The organism is Micromonospora sp. NPDC007208 (genome assembly GCF_042869175.1).
GTDB classification, from domain to species: Bacteria; Actinomycetota; Actinomycetes; order Mycobacteriales; family Micromonosporaceae; genus Micromonospora; species Micromonospora foliorum.
The window spans coordinates 251358-264760 of the sequence record NZ_JBIAFG010000002.1 but is presented as its reverse complement, the minus strand read 5'-3'; the positions used below and the strand labels follow the sequence as shown (position 1 = coordinate 264760).

Below are 13403 nucleotides of genomic sequence, written 5' to 3'. Positions count from 1 at the left end.
ACCTCACCGGTCGGGCACGACCGCCATCTCCACCGCGTCCGGCTCCACGCCCCTGACCCGAGCCTGCTCGGCCGCCCAGCGCAGGTAGGCCAGCCACTCTTCGGAGGACCATCCGTTGCGGCGGCCGACACCCGCCTCGCTGGGCAGTTGGCCTGCCACGACACGGTCGAGGATCAGGGGCTGCACCCCGCCCGCCCCGCGCCGGTAGCCGACGAAGTAGAGGACCTTCGTGCACAGGCCCGGCCCCAACCAGGGCAGACAGGCGTCGTCGGGGTCGCGGAAGCGGCGGTACGCCGTACGCAGCGCCTCCTCGTCGGGCGCTGGCGTGGACACCTCCTCCAGCGCGTACGCCAGGCGTTTGCCGTTCGGATCGGCGTCGAGCGACCTGGCGGCGCGCCACGGGCCGTACCCGATGGAGCCGTAAGCCCAGACCAGCACGGCCGCCAGTAGTTGCCGTGGGCTCGCGGACCCCGCCCGGTACGCGTCGGCCACCGCGAAGACGTCGCGCCGCCAGAGCTCGCCGCTCGCCGGAAGGCCCTCGGGCCACGCGTCCGGTGGAAGCCCCGCCCGCCAGCGGTCGACGTTCACGGTGACCGGGGTCCGCTCGCCCGGTAACACCACACCCTCGGTCGTCTGCATGGTCGCCTCCCACAGATCGCGCGCTCGCGGAACTCCGTGGTTCGGACGCTATGGTCGGGCGCTTCCACACACCGCCCGCCGACGGCAAATCGCGGTATCGATTGCAGGGGAGCCTGTCTTCTGGGCAGCCAGCATTCGGCGGGATCGAAGAACGTCGCCTGGTTGATCTACGGTGCTCCCGTGCTTCCCCGAAACGTGAAGATCCTCGATCAGGTCCGCGCCGAGGCCCTGCGCCGCGACATCCCCGCCGCCGACGTGGAGCGCTGGCTGGGGCTCGCCCGCCCGTCTGCCCTCCTGACACAGGGAGGTGACGGGCCGGTCGTGGGCGCCATCCGAGGACCCGTGATGCTCCCGGCCGACGCCGAGGACCCAAAGTTTCCCTTGATCGCCACCATCGACTGCGCTGCTCTTCCGGCAGACGTGACCGACCTTCCGCTACCGTCCGACGGCCAGTTGCTGTTGTTCGGCTGGCCCGAGGAAGACGGCTACGGCGAGGTGATGTACGTGCCGGCGGGCGTGGCCACTGACGAGCGAGAGCAGTATCCGCCGGGATTCTCTCCGGACGACGAGGAGTGTGCCGAGGTCTACACGGAAATCCCGCAGGGCGATCTGCACCTCACGGTCGACATCTCTCTGCCCTACGTCAAGACGATCCCGGGGCCCCCGTGGTCTCCGCCGCTGCCGGGAGATCCCCCGTTCGAAGAGATGACCAAGGTGTGGCAGAACGTCCTGGGCAACGTGTCGGACGGCATGTTCTCCTTTGGAGGCTGGACGACGCCGCTGCTGTTGGGCGGATACGGCACCGACTGCAACGGCTTCAACCCCGCGTGGTTGGGCGCCAACCCCTCGGGCTGGTCCGGCTCGGACGGGCCGGTGCGCGGTGGTGGGCCGCCCGACCATGGTGACTGGGTCCTGCTGGCCGAGTTCCACGGCGGCAGACAAGGCGGCGCGACCATCCACTGGGTGATCCAGCGTGCCGACCTGAAGGATCGACGCTTCGACCAGGCCAAGGTTCTCGTCTACTGGAATCCGTGACTCCGCTCCCTCCCGGAGCGTTGACGGGGCCGATCGCTGCCAGACAGTGGACCGAGCCGGTCGGGACGACACTGGAGCTGACGGGGGCTCAGGACTAGCCGCACAGTGACGGGGTACGCGCGGTCCATGGGTAGCCACAAGCAGAACAAACACGACAGCGGCGGCGAGTCGGCACGAGGCCGGCGGCATCCGGGCAGCGGCGCTCCGGGCCGCCAGGGCTCGCCCGTGGAGCACTCGCCCGACCAACGGCACCGCCGTACCGCGACCGGCCCGGCCGGCACCGAACGCGACCTGGGCCGGGCCAAGGTCTCGGGCGACGGGCGGATCCAGCGCCAAGGCGGCTCCTGAGCCGACCACTCAGCCGGTGCAGCGGCTCGCACGTTCGCAGGGCGGCTGCACCGGCTGACCGGTTTCTACGGCGTGGCGCAGATGGCGTACGCCGTGTCGGACCAGTTCCCGGCGAACGCGTCCTCCTCGTAGGCACCGGACGCGGCGGACGTCGGGGCGGTGGCGGGTCCGCCGTTGGGGCGGAAGTCGTCCACGATGCCCTCGCCGGTCACCCCGTTCAGCTCGTAGCCGGCGCCGGTCAGCACCTTCCCGACCGGGCAGGTGGCCGTGACGCTGCGGAAGTCGAGGGAGGTGCTGGCCCCCACGGCTGAGGTGCGTACCAGGCCCGCGAGGGGGTTGGCGCAGATCGCGTACGCGGTCGCGGACCAGTTGAGGGCCGTGGCGTCCGACTCGTACGCGCCGACGGTGACCGCTGTCGGTGCCGTGGCGACGCCACCGTTGGGCCGGAAGTCGTCGACGACACCTTCGCCGGTGACGCCGTTGAGTTCGTAGCCGGTGCCGGTCAGCACCTTCCCGACCGGGCAGGTCGCCGTGACGCTGCGGTAGTCGACCGAGTTGCTGACGCTGGCCGTGGCGATCCGGACCAGGCCGGGCAGTGGGTTGGCGCAGATGGCGTACGCCGTCACCGACCAGTTCCCCGCGAACGCCTCGGTCTCGTAGGCGCCGACGGTGACCGCGGTCGGTGCCGTGGCGACGCCGCCGTTGGGACGCAGGTCGTCGACGACACCTTCGCCGGTGACGCCGTTGAGTTCGTAGCCGGTGCCGGTCAGCACCTTCCCGACCGGGCAGGTCGCCGTGACGCTGTGGTAGTCGGCCGAGTTGTTGACACTGGTGGCGGCGACCCGCACCAGACCGGGGACCGCGGCGGACGCCGGGCTCGCCGGGACGAGCACCGCTCCGGTCGCGACAAGACCGAGCACGAGTACGGACACTCGGGCGCCGAACCGGCGGGTTTCGTTCTGAGCACGCATGTGTTTCTCCCGTCTGAGGCCGGACGGGGCGGCAGGTGCGACGCCGACGTCGAGGCCGTTCGTGATGACGGGTTCACGCTAGGTAGCCGCGTGACCAGGCATTATCTCCAAGCCGACTACGTCGCGTAACGGACTGGATTCGTTGTCGGCGTCACTGGCCTGACGGACGATGCACACGCATCGACGCTCGTGCATACCATTCGCCTATGCCTGCTCGCCGCGTCACCGCCACCATCGCCCTCGCCGCGCTGGCGAGCCTGCTCGCCGTGAACACCGCCCGCGCCGACGGCCCGGCGATCAGCACCCCCGGCACCCCGGTGGTGGTGGCCAACGAACCACATCAGCTCACGCTCAGCTGGGCGCCCTCCGCCTGGGTCGAGCCCGGGGCGGAGCAGCCGATCAACTACGAGGTGCAGGTGCCGTTGGGGCCGAACACGTACCGCTTCCTCGGCTCCACCACCGACACCACGATCACGCTGACCGACCTCGCACCCGGCACCACGTACCGGATCGCGGTTGCCGCCCGCGCGCTCGGCGGCTACTCGGACACCTCGCCGACCACCACCGTGCGGACCGCGGCCGGCCGCGCGACGGTCAGCTACCTCAACCTGGACTGGTCACCGACGAACAACCAGATCCAGCACCTCCTGAAGGTGACAAACACCGGCACCGGGCCGCTCGACCTGAGCACGGTACGGGTGCGCTACCACCTGCGCTTCGAGGGCGGCAACACCTCACTGGTGCCGAACTGCGACTGGGCCGCACTGGGCTGCGACCGGATCCAGCAGAGCGTGCAGTTCTTCATCCCGCCGGGCGGGCCACCCGGTGCTATGACGACGCCGGCGCCGCCGTACCCGGTCCCGGGAACGCCGGTCCCCGGCTGGGTGGAGCTGACCTTCACCGACGACACGCTCGCGCTGGGCCAGTCGACCGGGCCCATCCAGCTACGGCATCACCGACACAGCTGGAGCAACATCGACGAACGCGACGACCCGAGCTGGGTCGCCGCGACCAGCCAGTGGACCGAGAACGACCGGATAACACTGGACGTCGACGGGGTACGCGAGTTCGGCGACACCTACTCCTGACCACTCCCGACTAGGCGCTGGGCGACCGACGTGCCCCAGGTCCGGCCGGCCTTTTCCCGACGAACGTGATGCCTGTGAATCATCATGATGACTCACAGGCATCACGCTTCTCGGGGAACCACTATCGACCGTTTGCCGCCCTGGGTGCTGAGCCGTTGGCTCCGCCGCACGGGCGCGGTGTCCCTCACCACTGCGCAGACAGAGCCATCAGCCTGTGAAGCTTTCGGGCAGATGAATGCGGGCGGCGGGAACGCCGAGGGCGCGCAACCGTGGCCGCGCATCGGCCAGCATCGCGGGTGGGCCGCAGAGGTAGACGTCCTGGCCGGGCTGGTGATGGTCGAGGGCGATGGTCAGGGCGTCGCCCTGCTCGGCCGGCTCTGCGCAGGGGTCGTCGGAGAGAGCCGGCACGATGGTCAGCCACTCGTGGGCGCACTGCAGCTTGTCGAGGGCGATCGCGTCGTACAGGTCGGTGAAGGTGCGCGCGCCGACGATCAGCGTCACCCGCCGGCCGTCCGGTGCGGCGGCGACCTGCTCGACCAACGCGCGCAGCGGTGCCAGGCCGGTCCCACCGGCGACGAGAAGCAGGCCGTTGGTGCTCGCCGGGTCGAGACTCAGGCCTGTGTCGCGGGGTGGGCCGAGCCAGAGCAGCTCGCCGGGGCGTACCTCATGGACCAGCCGGCGGGAGACGGTGCCGGCGGGTACGGCGCGGACGTGCAGCTCGACGGTGCCGTCCGCGCGTGGAGCGTTGGCCGGCGAGAGCCAGCGCCAGTGCCCGGGCAGGCGCGGCGTGCAGACCGGCACGGCCTGACCTGGCTGGAAGGGCAATCGCCGCCAGGGACGTACCGTCGGGATGGCAATGTCGGGCGACGGCCGATCGTGGCCGATCACCTCGACGTGCCACCAGGCCCGGCCGTCGCCGGCCTGCGCGGCGGCGCGGCGAATGGCGTGCGTGGCGCGGTACAGGGCGCGCTCGGCGGCGATGGTGAGCGGCGGCGCGTCCACAGTGGGTGCGCGCGGCGGGCAACGGTGGCGAGCAGCGCGTCGCCAATGGTGGTGGCGTGCGGAAGCAGGTCGAAATGACGGTACGCGTGGCCGAGCACCCGGAGCAGCGCCGCCCGGTTCGCCGGGGCGTCGCCACCGACCAGGAGGCGGCCCAGCGCGGTGAAGAACAGCGGCGCGTCGCGCTGTGGGAGCAGCCCAGGTCGGCGGTCTTCGAGGGTGCACCAGAAGTCGCCGGCGGCCCGCACGTCGACCGACTCCCAGGCGGCGGCCAGGCTCACGTGGGCCGGGTGGTCGTCGTCGATCACGGTGGGCATGCCGGCTCCAAAACGTTGATGGGCTGGCACCGGGGCGGGCGGGAGGAGCTGTGCCGTTGAGGGCCAGCGCAGTTCCGGGACAAGGCACCCGCCCCGGGCCATGCGTCGACTCTCGCGGCTGACCAGGCACAACGGCATGTCGCGGTGATCATGGGCGGCATGCGTGATCGGTATGCGCTCGACGTTGCGACTGTCGAATCGGGCAGACTGCGGGCATGACGGAACGTCCGGTGCTGTATCTGGTCGTCTGCGCCGCGGGTCCGGCGGAACACATCGACGAGCTGGTCGACCTCCTGATCGCCGACGGGTGGCGGGTGTGCATGATCGTCAGCCCGACCGCCGCGACGTGGCTCGACCGGGCGGCGTTACAAGACAAGACCGGCTATCTCGTACGCGTGGAGTGGCGGATGCCCGGCGACCCGGAGCCCCACCCGCCGGCTGATGTGGTGGTGGCCGCGCCGGTCACGTTCAACACGGTGACGAAGTGGGCGCTGGGCATCAACGACACGCTGGCACTCGGCGTCCTCAACGAGTCGTTGGGTGCGGGGTTACCGATCATCGCGTTTCCGCACACCAAGGCGGAGTTGGCCGCTCATCCGGCGTACGCAGGTCACCTGGCGGTGCTGCGCGCTGCCGGCGTGGTCGTCGCTGACGGGAACCCGCTGAACTCACTGAACGGGCCGGCGCGTTGGAGCGTGGTCATCGAAGCGCTCCGGGCGGCGCTCGGCTTGAACGGCAAGAATGTCACCGACGTTGAATCCCACGCGCGCCCCTCGAACTCGCCCCACGCAACTGGCCCCTAACCGCAGCCTCGCCCGATGCCCAGAGCATAGGCACGCTTCGACATTCTCGACGGGCCGTTCAGCCGTATGGAGATCGATCTGCGCTGAAGGTCGGAGGCAAGAGCTGTTCCGGTCTGGGGCAGTCACCCACTCGCCGCTCGGTTATTCGCCGCCGTTCGCGTCACGTGACTTTGGCACCTGCCGATTGAAGCGCGGCTTGAGGGCGACGACCAGCGCTTCCTTAGTACCCTCCGGGTTGTCGGTCTCCTGCCAGCGGACCTCGCGCCGACTCAGCCAGCCGGCGATGTCGGCGGCCGACGCCGCGTTGCCTGGGGTGTCGAGGAGCTGGCCGACCTGGTCGTGCAGCACCGATGAGTCGCGGTTGCCGGTCAGGTGCTGCCGGAGGCGATCCCGCAGACCCCGCCTGGTCCGGCCGACGTAGATGACCACGCCGCCGTCGAGGACCACGTGCACGCCGGGGCCGCGGGGAGCGTCGGCGACGGTCTCCATGGTGTATGGACGGGGAGCCGTGAAGCCGGCCAGCAGGCCGTCGTGCGAGGTGTCGGGCATCCCCGGACGCTACCGGCCTGGGCCCTCATCCGTGGCCCTGCACGGACCGTCGTGGTCGTCGCGGCGTCGGCAGCGGCCGGCCCCGTCGAGCTTGGCGTCACACCAGATTCGGGTACGCAGGAACTGGCGATCCTCCTCGCTGAGGGTGGTCTCGCCGAAGTCGATAGCGGTGACGTGGCCGAGCGAGTCGCGTAGGGCTGCAGCCAGGATGATGGCCCCGTCGACGCTGGTCAGGGTCGTGGGAAGGTGGATGATCCACCGGGGTGAGGTCATCGCTGCCACCGGCTGTTCGGTGAACCTGGATCTGTGTGACGGCAGCCGGTGTGCCGGGACTGCCACCGCCGCAGCGCCTGGCGGATGCGCTCGGCCTCGGTGTTCGCCGTGGTCAGCTCGCGGTGCAGTCGTTCGAGTTCGTCAGTTACCCGGTTGAGGTAGTCGTGCATCTGGGCGGGGTCGAGGCCGCGCCAGCGGGTGTCGAAGGAGGCAATGCGGGCGTGGTGCGGGTGCAGGCGCTCCCCGGTCACATAGATCATCGCTGCGGCGCCTCCTGCTCGGCGATCAGCGCGCCGATCTGCCGGCCGGTGAGGCCCCGTCGGTCGAGGACCCGGCGGCCCCGGCGGTGAAGCTGGCAGGGGTGGGGCGCGCGGTCGTTGCGACACCGCGGACGGTCGGGGCACTGCTCGGCGGCGTGCAGGGTGACCGCCTTGACGGCGAGGCCGGTGTCTTCGGCGGTGACGTAGGGCGGTAGGGGTAGTTCGCCGAGTATCTCTTCGGTCGAGTCCATGGCCCTCCTTGAACGGTTGGTGGCGGCGCCGAAGCGGGCGGGGTCGGTCGGTACGACCGCGCGCCCGTACCGACCGGAGCCCAGCACCCACCCCGGGCCTGCTTGCGCGTTCCGCAGCCACTTTGAGCAGCGGAAAGCATCCTCACGTTGCTGTTGGCACACCTGGCAAAGCGCGGGAAACCAGGCTGCCGAGCGAGGAAACCCGCGCCGACGATGTTAGGTGACGTGCTTACCTAAGTCAACATGCATCTTGTAGTTGATGACGCCCTTGTGCTCAAATCGAAGAGCCGAGCGAGGAGTGCCATCACACATGCCTAACCGACCCGCGGACTATCTACGTGTCGTCAACGCCATCACAGAGCAGATCGACAGCGGAGAGCTGGCGCCAGGCGAGAAGCTGCCCACGTACGCGCAGCTGGCCGAGCAGTATAAGGTCAGTGTTTCCACCGCGCAGGCGGCACTACGGATCCTTCGCGACCGCGGCCTGGTTGAAGGCCAACAGGGCAAGGGCACGTTCGTTGCCGACCGAGCTGCCAAGTCCTCCAAAGAATGAGGGCAAGAAGCCGTCGGTACGACCGCCGACGCTGCTTTCAGCTACCTCGAACGGCCGCTGCCCGATGCACGTCGCGTGGGCAGAGCTCACGCAGCACGCAGGCCCCGCAGTTTGGAACTCCGGCACCGCACCACCGCAGCCCGACCAGCCAGGCGGGAAAGTCGAGTTCGCCGGGTCGCTCGGGGTGCAGGCACCGGGCCACATCCACGATGTGGTCCAGGTCGTCGTACTCGGCAAGCTGCGTCCGCAGGAACACCCGCCGGACGTCTACGTCGAAGGCGATGGCACCGAGCGGCTCGGAACTGACGAAGACGACCCATCCGCCGACGTGAGGCTGCGCCGATATGGCTGGGACAGATACTGTCTGCTGCATGACATCGGTGGAGGTCGCTGGCGGCATGCCTGTCTTAGGCAAGCTCGAAACAGTTGATGTTCGCGACGTATGGGCGCACGAGGCGCACAGCTTCACGCCGTGGCTCTTGGCGAATGCTGACGTACTAGGCGAGGTACTGGGAATGGACCTGGCGCTGTCTGCGGCTGAGCATCCGGTGGGCGGGTTCGCCCTGGACCTCATCGGCGTCGACGAGGCAAGCAACGAGACGGTGATCATCGAGAATCAGCTGGCAGGCACGGATCACAGCCACTTGGGCCAGCTGCTCACCTACGCTGGCGGGACCGATCCGGTCAACGTGGTATGGCTTGCTACCAAGTTCCGCGAGGAACATCGAGCCGCGCTGGACTGGCTGAACACCAGGACCGACGAAGACACTCGATTCTTCGGCATAGAGATCAGCGCCGTACGGATTGCCGGATCACTGCCAGCTCCACTCATGCGTCTGGTCGTGCAGCCGAACGACTGGGGCAAGAAGGTGAAGGCGAGCACTCACGCGGAGACCACCGCGAGTAGCCGCGCCCTGGCGTATCAGGATTTTTGGACGCGGTTCTTGGATGTCGTCCACGCCCGGCAGCTCTCGTGGACAACGTCGCGAAAGGGGTTGCCGCAGAACTGGCAGTCACTACCGACCGGTATGGGTGGATTGTCCTTCAACTGCTCGTTCGGCAAGTCCGGCCTGTCCAGCGAGATCTACTTCCAGGATCCGGACGCCACCGTCAATGCTGCCCGGTTCTCAAGAGCGCAACACAAGCTTGAGGCCAGCTACGGCGACACGCTGTCCTTCGAGCCGCTGGCCGGCAAGAAGGGTTGTCGCATCGCGGAATACCACCAGGGCGACATCACGAACACCGGCCATTGGGACGATTATGTGGAGTGGTTCATCGCGGCTCAGACACGCCTTCGACAGGCGATAGCTACGGCGGGCGGCCTGAACAATCTCATTGCGTCGTGAGCGCGCGCCCTCGCTCCCAACAGCCGCCCGACCCCGAATCCGAAGGAACCGGCGTCACGAGCCGAAACGCGCTGGCCGCCCCCACCGAAGCGGAGGATGGCGTCATGCGGCCTCGGGTGCCGATCCATGTCATGACAGAAGTCCGTCCTGACTTCACGCCAGCCGAGCTGCCGCCGCTGCCCAGAGGTCAGGTCGAGCGCGTCGCCAAGATCCTTGATGAACTGCTCAACGATCGCCGGACGCCACAGGCCGTTGCAGCCTTCTACGATTCCAGTGAAGGGTTTGCCGGCGACACCTTCCTGGCGCTGGAACCGAATGAGCGGAACACGGTGACGACGGCGGATCTGCTGGCGGTGACGTTGCTTGACGTTGCCTTCAAGCCGGCGGCCGTGCGGGCGCTACTCGCCGGCGGTGAGCTCGCCGAGCGGGCCGAGCGAATGTTTGCTCAGATTCCCCTGCAGGTACCGCTATGGAAGTCGTCAGACAAGCAACTCGCTGCCGCGGGCGCACTCTGGCGGCTCTTGACCAAGTCGCGCCTTGGGGTTGGACCGACCAAGGCGGGAAAACTGTTGGCCCGCAAGCGCCCAGACCTTATACCCGTGGTTGACAGTGTCGTCGTTAGTCACTTGGGCTGCGCAGAAGACACGTACTGGACCACGCTGCGCGAAATCATGAGGAAGCGAGATCGACGGAATCGGATATTGCAGCTGCGGCCCGGCACGCCTCTTATCCGCATACTGGATACGGTCATGTGGATGCATTGGAGCAGGTCCCGCAGAGCCACTGACGTTATGCGGCGCCTGGCCCGAGACAGGTCTCCTTGAGGTGCATCAGCGCACGGGCGCCCAAAGGCAGCGCATCCAAGCATGCGAAGATTATCTCCGTGACTAGTGGAGAAGTTGGCAAGGACCTCTTGCGCCCAGTACCTATTTGTCCGTTGACCCCAACCGAACGTCGCCTGCTCGCTGTGCTGTGTAATCCACCGTTAGGGGCAGCGAAGGACACCACATCCTGGCGCAACCTCGAAGTCCTGGCGGGCGTGTTGCACGCCGACTCCGTCGACATCGCCAATCTCATCGAGGAGCCCACTCGGTCGACGCGGGATCTGTTTCACGTGGCGGGCAAGGTGGATCTGGAGACGCTAACCTTCCGACTTAAGGTCGCAGCTCAATCGGCTGACGTGGTTGTGGCGGGCTGGGGGGTTGGAGCTCCTGCAGGTTGGCGCAAGCACGAATGGCTAGCCTTGATTGAGGCAGCGGTCCGTGGGCTCGCAGCCGGCGGACACGACCGGGTTGCACACGTCGGCCGGTCTCCCAGGCACCCCTCCCGATGGCGCCAACACACCAGCCCCATCCATGATCGTTATGCAGGCGCCACCTTCGAGCTCCGACTCGCGGCGGCTCTTCGCTGGAGCCCCATAGAAAGCACAGCTGCTACGGACAAACGGGTTCCCACTGGTCCAGGGGAGCCTGAAGCCTCACGAGCGCGTCCGGACCAGCACCCTCCGGCCCACGCCCTCGACATGCTGCTCTAGCCCCTCTGCGGTACGAGGGATCACCCGCGGCCACCGTATGGCGAAGAATTCAGGGGACGTACGAAGATCATCGACGCCCACGGAATCCGCCTCACGAGCCACCAGTAGAGCGCGGGCGAGCCATGCTGCGACGTCAGGAGTAATCTCCAACATTGATCGGGCGCTTGTTGACGAGGATGGTCGGCCGGTGAGCACCCCGATTGCGCGCATTGTTTTGACTCCACGCTGGACGCCGACATCAACGCTGCGTCGACTCCCCCAGATCGCACGCATCCTACGGCGTAGCTCGGGGGTGCCCACCTCAGGGGCACCTGCGGCGAACAGGCGGCCGGTCTCAGCGAGGAGGTCGGCGAAGAAGGGCTGAGTAGCCAGCAGCGCCCCGAGGTGGAGTGGCCGGACGTCATCGATTTCGTCGCGGTGCACCGTCGCCCACTCGACTACGCCGCCTGCCTCCTTGCTCGGAATGATCCACGTGCGGGCCAGCGCGGTGACCGTCTTCTTGCGCGCCTCATCGGCCAGCGGCGCGTCGGTGAGCGCCGTTTTTAGGGCGCGTCGCATACGGACAGGGTCCGTGCGATCGGCGGCGACCGCGAGCGCTGCATTAAGCCAGGGAAGCGCTAAGTCACGGTCGAGTAGGACACGACGGCTCACGGGATTACCTCCACGAACGGAATCACGACTTCGTCGAGGCTAAGGCCGCCGTGGGTGACCAACGTGGCACTGTTTCGGTAACACATGCTTCCCGGAGCAAACAGCAGCGGTCGTGATGTGGGTGGGTAGCCGGGCGGATCCCAGGCAATTCCAGGCAGTTTGCTTACGTTCCGCAGGACAGGGTTAGCGTACTGCCGAACCCGGATGCCACGCGACGGGACCGCCGCTCCCTCATTGGGGATCGGCTGCCCGAGCCCTTGCGAGACAACATTGCCGTGGTCGGCGGTCAACCAGACCCGATGCCCGTGCCGCCGGGCCCACGCCAGGGCAGCTGGCACCAGCCCGGCATGGGCCCACGTACCCAGCGACGCGAGCAGCTGATGGTCATCGTTGACGTCCGACCCGTGCACAAGGTCATCAACGGCATTGATAGCGACGCCGACCACGCTAGCGTCTGGCAAGTCTGGCCAGTCTCCCGCATGTCGGCCCGGGGTCCGGGCGTAGTGGACCTCACGGTCGCTCAGACCCGCCTTGATCCAAAACTCGCGCCAGCGCCGGTCCTCGGCATCGGTCCGGTTGATAGAGTCCGGAAAACGAGTCGGCAGTTGGCCAGCGAAAATTGCCTGACGTGAGACGGAGGTAATCGTCGGCAACATCGCCAGCACTCTCCGGTCCGTGGCGACAGTGAGATTGAGGACCTTGCGAAGGTATTGCCATTGGGCGACACCCATGCCATCCATCACCAGCAAGAGCACTTTATCGCCCTGCACAACGGCGGCATGGTTCAAATGAGCGCCGATTTTGTCGACAGTTGCCGGCGTGACATGGGACCGGCTCAACTGCGCGCCGTAATGGGCGCGCAGCCAGGCGACCCAAGCGGTGTCCGTCTTGTTCCACCACGCTTGCCCCGTCACCACGGCTGCATCGTTAAAGCTGGCGGGTGGTGCCGCGGCGAAGTGGAGCCTGACTGCTGCCCACCAGTCTGCAATTTCCAGCCACCGGGGCAAGCTGCCGGAGACCTCACCGGGCAGCGGCGGAGGGTTGTCCAGGAGCTTGGCCGCAGCCGCCAAATGATCGACGGCAGGTCGCACCAACCGAACTACCTGCGGCAAATCCTCTCGGTCCGTTCCAGTCGGAGTCAAATAGCCGCTGGCCACGAGGTCGATGAGATCCCCTGTAGCCCGATGCAGCTGTGGATGGAGAGGGTGTGCGCCACCCACAGCGGCCCAGTCCTGCCAAAGAGCGTCAAGCTTGACCCGCGGGTCAGCTGCGCTCAGCAGATCGCGAGCCGCTCCAACGGGAAGGCTGGCAGCCAGAGCACGGCGGAGTCCCGGTGGGGTGTGTGGTAGCAAACACACTACGGTTGCAAGGACGGTGTCTGCCTCGGGCGGCCACGCTCGGCCAGCCAAGTATCGAGCCGCCGAGGCCAATCGTAGGCCGTAGGTACCGGAACCGACGAGCTGTGCAGCGACGTCCGGGGGCAGCTGATGAAGCTCGTCACGGACGGAATCGGGCAGCTCGGGGTCGAGGATGCGGTATGGGAGCTGGCCGATGTCCCACGGGAGGTCGCGTGGGCGCCGGAGGTCTCGGTCCGTGACGTGGAGGACGAGTGGGGCGGCGTCGGAGGTTCTCCCCCGGACCTGCTGCTCGTAGACGCGGCGAACATCCCAGCGCGTTTGAGCGTGCCAGAGCTCGCCATCTCCGACGGGATGGTCCAAGGCATGTGGATCCAAGTAGAGCAAAACCTCGCCGGGCGCAACGTCGAGGGATCCCAGCAGGGTCGTCC

At 67.7% G+C, this 13403-nt stretch carries 19 protein-coding genes; 8 read left to right on the top strand and 11 right to left on the bottom strand.

The genetic code is table 11. The annotated features are described in order from the left end of the window. Positions 1-3: 3 nt before the first annotated feature. Positions 4-639 (bottom strand): hypothetical protein, encoded by a 636-nt coding sequence (locus tag ACFYL6_RS04680; protein WP_387167439.1) that lies wholly within the window; start codon positions 637-639, stop codon positions 4-6. Positions 640-819: 180 nt separating this feature from the next. Between ACFYL6_RS04680 and ACFYL6_RS04675 the strand changes: the two genes are divergently transcribed. Beyond that, positions 820-1674: a hypothetical protein gene (locus ACFYL6_RS04675; protein ID WP_387167436.1), complete on the top strand. Its 855-nt coding sequence runs from the start codon at positions 820-822 to the stop codon at positions 1672-1674. A gap of 126 nt (positions 1675-1800) precedes the next feature. Next, the gene (locus tag ACFYL6_RS04670) at positions 1801-2022 is read left to right on the top strand and encodes a hypothetical protein (protein ID WP_387167433.1); all 222 of its coding nucleotides are present in this window, start codon (positions 1801-1803) and stop codon (positions 2020-2022) included. Positions 2023-2087: 65 nt separating this feature from the next. Here ACFYL6_RS04670 and ACFYL6_RS04665 read toward each other — a convergent pair whose 3' ends face one another. Beyond that, positions 2088-2993 (bottom strand): hypothetical protein, encoded by a 906-nt coding sequence (locus tag ACFYL6_RS04665; RefSeq protein WP_387167431.1) that lies wholly within the window; start codon positions 2991-2993, stop codon positions 2088-2090. Positions 2994-3199: 206 nt separating this feature from the next. On the opposite strand from ACFYL6_RS04665, the gene ACFYL6_RS04660 reads away from it, so the two are divergent. Beyond that, entirely contained in the window at positions 3200-4081 is an 882-nt protein-coding gene (locus tag ACFYL6_RS04660; RefSeq protein ID WP_387167429.1) for a fibronectin type III domain-containing protein, read from the top strand. 207 nt (positions 4082-4288) lie between these two features. Here the strand turns inward: ACFYL6_RS04660 and ACFYL6_RS04655 are convergent, their stop codons facing one another. Together ACFYL6_RS04655 and ACFYL6_RS04650 are read right to left on the bottom strand one after the other, a co-directional pair. After that, on the bottom strand, positions 4289-5083 hold the full coding sequence (locus ACFYL6_RS04655; RefSeq protein WP_387167426.1) for an FAD-binding oxidoreductase: 795 nt from the start codon (positions 5081-5083) through the stop codon (positions 4289-4291). Next, positions 4966-5397, bottom strand: coding sequence for a hypothetical protein (locus tag ACFYL6_RS04650; RefSeq protein WP_387167423.1), 432 nt, complete (start codon positions 5395-5397; stop codon positions 4966-4968). The genes ACFYL6_RS04655 and ACFYL6_RS04650 overlap by 118 nt, the downstream gene beginning before the upstream one ends. Before the next feature lie 215 nt (positions 5398-5612). Between ACFYL6_RS04650 and ACFYL6_RS04645 the strand changes: the two genes are divergently transcribed. Further along, positions 5613-6200 carry a flavoprotein gene (locus ACFYL6_RS04645; RefSeq protein WP_387167420.1) on the top strand — a complete coding sequence of 196 codons (588 nt, stop codon included), beginning with the start codon at positions 5613-5615 and terminating at the stop codon, positions 6198-6200. 141 nt (positions 6201-6341) lie between these two features. Here the strand turns inward: ACFYL6_RS04645 and ACFYL6_RS04640 are convergent, their stop codons facing one another. The 4 genes from ACFYL6_RS04640 to ACFYL6_RS04625 are packed head-to-tail and all read right to left on the bottom strand — an operon-like array spanning position 6342 to position 7533. After that, positions 6342-6749, bottom strand: coding sequence for a hypothetical protein (locus ACFYL6_RS04640; protein ID WP_387167417.1), 408 nt, complete (start codon positions 6747-6749; stop codon positions 6342-6344). A 9-nt stretch (positions 6750-6758) separates the two neighbouring features. After that, the gene (locus ACFYL6_RS04635) at positions 6759-7022 is read right to left on the bottom strand and encodes a hypothetical protein (RefSeq protein ID WP_387167414.1); all 264 of its coding nucleotides are present in this window, start codon (positions 7020-7022) and stop codon (positions 6759-6761) included. Beyond that, positions 7019-7282: a cell division protein DivIVA gene (locus tag ACFYL6_RS04630; protein WP_387167411.1), complete on the bottom strand. Its 264-nt coding sequence runs from the start codon at positions 7280-7282 to the stop codon at positions 7019-7021. Before ACFYL6_RS04630 ends, ACFYL6_RS04635 begins: the two co-directional genes overlap by 4 nt. After that, the gene (locus ACFYL6_RS04625; protein ID WP_387167408.1) at positions 7279-7533 is read right to left on the bottom strand and encodes a hypothetical protein; all 255 of its coding nucleotides are present in this window, start codon (positions 7531-7533) and stop codon (positions 7279-7281) included. The genes ACFYL6_RS04630 and ACFYL6_RS04625 overlap by 4 nt, the downstream gene beginning before the upstream one ends. A gap of 310 nt (positions 7534-7843) precedes the next feature. Between ACFYL6_RS04625 and ACFYL6_RS04620 the strand changes: the two genes are divergently transcribed. Beyond that, positions 7844-8086 carry a winged helix-turn-helix domain-containing protein gene (locus ACFYL6_RS04620; RefSeq protein WP_387167405.1) on the top strand — a complete coding sequence of 81 codons (243 nt, stop codon included), beginning with the start codon at positions 7844-7846 and terminating at the stop codon, positions 8084-8086. Between the two features lie 37 nt (positions 8087-8123). Here the strand turns inward: ACFYL6_RS04620 and ACFYL6_RS04615 are convergent, their stop codons facing one another. Next, complete coding sequence (locus ACFYL6_RS04615; protein ID WP_387167402.1) at positions 8124-8342, bottom strand: hypothetical protein; 219 nt, start codon at positions 8340-8342, stop codon at positions 8124-8126. Between the two features lie 115 nt (positions 8343-8457). Here ACFYL6_RS04615 and ACFYL6_RS04610 point away from each other — a divergent pair, with 115 nt between their 5' ends. The 3 genes from ACFYL6_RS04610 to ACFYL6_RS04600 are packed head-to-tail and all read left to right on the top strand — an operon-like array spanning position 8458 to position 10966. Further along, positions 8458-9432, top strand: a complete 975-nt coding sequence (locus ACFYL6_RS04610) for a DUF4268 domain-containing protein (protein ID WP_387167399.1) — start codon at positions 8458-8460, stop codon at positions 9430-9432. Further along, entirely contained in the window at positions 9429-10256 is an 828-nt protein-coding gene (locus ACFYL6_RS04605; protein WP_387167397.1) for a DUF6308 family protein, read from the top strand. Before ACFYL6_RS04610 ends, ACFYL6_RS04605 begins: the two co-directional genes overlap by 4 nt. 59 nt (positions 10257-10315) lie before the next feature. Next, on the top strand, positions 10316-10966 hold the full coding sequence (locus ACFYL6_RS04600; protein ID WP_387167394.1) for a DUF1643 domain-containing protein: 651 nt from the start codon (positions 10316-10318) through the stop codon (positions 10964-10966). Here the strand turns inward: ACFYL6_RS04600 and ACFYL6_RS04595 are convergent. Both ACFYL6_RS04595 and ACFYL6_RS04590 read right to left on the bottom strand, forming a co-directional pair. Then, complete coding sequence (locus tag ACFYL6_RS04595) at positions 10910-11617, bottom strand: hypothetical protein (RefSeq protein WP_387167391.1); 708 nt, start codon at positions 11615-11617, stop codon at positions 10910-10912. The genes ACFYL6_RS04600 and ACFYL6_RS04595 overlap by 57 nt on opposite strands. Then, positions 11614-12774 (bottom strand): PglZ domain-containing protein, encoded by a 1161-nt coding sequence (locus ACFYL6_RS04590; protein ID WP_387167388.1) that lies wholly within the window; start codon positions 12772-12774, stop codon positions 11614-11616. The genes ACFYL6_RS04595 and ACFYL6_RS04590 overlap by 4 nt, the downstream gene beginning before the upstream one ends. Positions 12775-13403: the final 629 nt, after the last annotated feature.

What these genes read in the sequence shown, in the direction of transcription:
- ACFYL6_RS04610 (WP_387167399.1), top strand. Translation starts at nt 8,458, where the DNA reads ATGACATCGGTGGAGGTCGCTGGCGGCATGCCTGTCTTAGGCAAGCTC.
- ACFYL6_RS04670 (WP_387167433.1), top strand. Translation starts at nt 1,801, where the DNA reads ATGGGTAGCCACAAGCAGAACAAACACGACAGCGGCGGCGAGTCGGCA.
- ACFYL6_RS04620 (WP_387167405.1), top strand. Translation starts at nt 7,844, where the DNA reads ATGCCTAACCGACCCGCGGACTATCTACGTGTCGTCAACGCCATCACA.
- ACFYL6_RS04650 (WP_387167423.1), bottom strand. Translation starts at nt 5,397, where the DNA reads ATGCCCACCGTGATCGACGACGACCACCCGGCCCACGTGAGCCTGGCC.
- ACFYL6_RS04660 (WP_387167429.1), top strand. Translation starts at nt 3,200, where the DNA reads ATGCCTGCTCGCCGCGTCACCGCCACCATCGCCCTCGCCGCGCTGGCG.
- ACFYL6_RS04645 (WP_387167420.1), top strand. Translation starts at nt 5,613, where the DNA reads ATGACGGAACGTCCGGTGCTGTATCTGGTCGTCTGCGCCGCGGGTCCG.
- ACFYL6_RS04625 (WP_387167408.1), bottom strand. Translation starts at nt 7,533, where the DNA reads ATGGACTCGACCGAAGAGATACTCGGCGAACTACCCCTACCGCCCTAC.
- ACFYL6_RS04665 (WP_387167431.1), bottom strand. Translation starts at nt 2,993, where the DNA reads ATGCGTGCTCAGAACGAAACCCGCCGGTTCGGCGCCCGAGTGTCCGTA.
- ACFYL6_RS04640 (WP_387167417.1), bottom strand. Translation starts at nt 6,749, where the DNA reads ATGCCCGACACCTCGCACGACGGCCTGCTGGCCGGCTTCACGGCTCCC.
- ACFYL6_RS04635 (WP_387167414.1), bottom strand. Translation starts at nt 7,022, where the DNA reads ATGACCTCACCCCGGTGGATCATCCACCTTCCCACGACCCTGACCAGC.
- ACFYL6_RS04680 (WP_387167439.1), bottom strand. Translation starts at nt 639, where the DNA reads ATGCAGACGACCGAGGGTGTGGTGTTACCGGGCGAGCGGACCCCGGTC.
- ACFYL6_RS04630 (WP_387167411.1), bottom strand. Translation starts at nt 7,282, where the DNA reads ATGATCTATGTGACCGGGGAGCGCCTGCACCCGCACCACGCCCGCATT.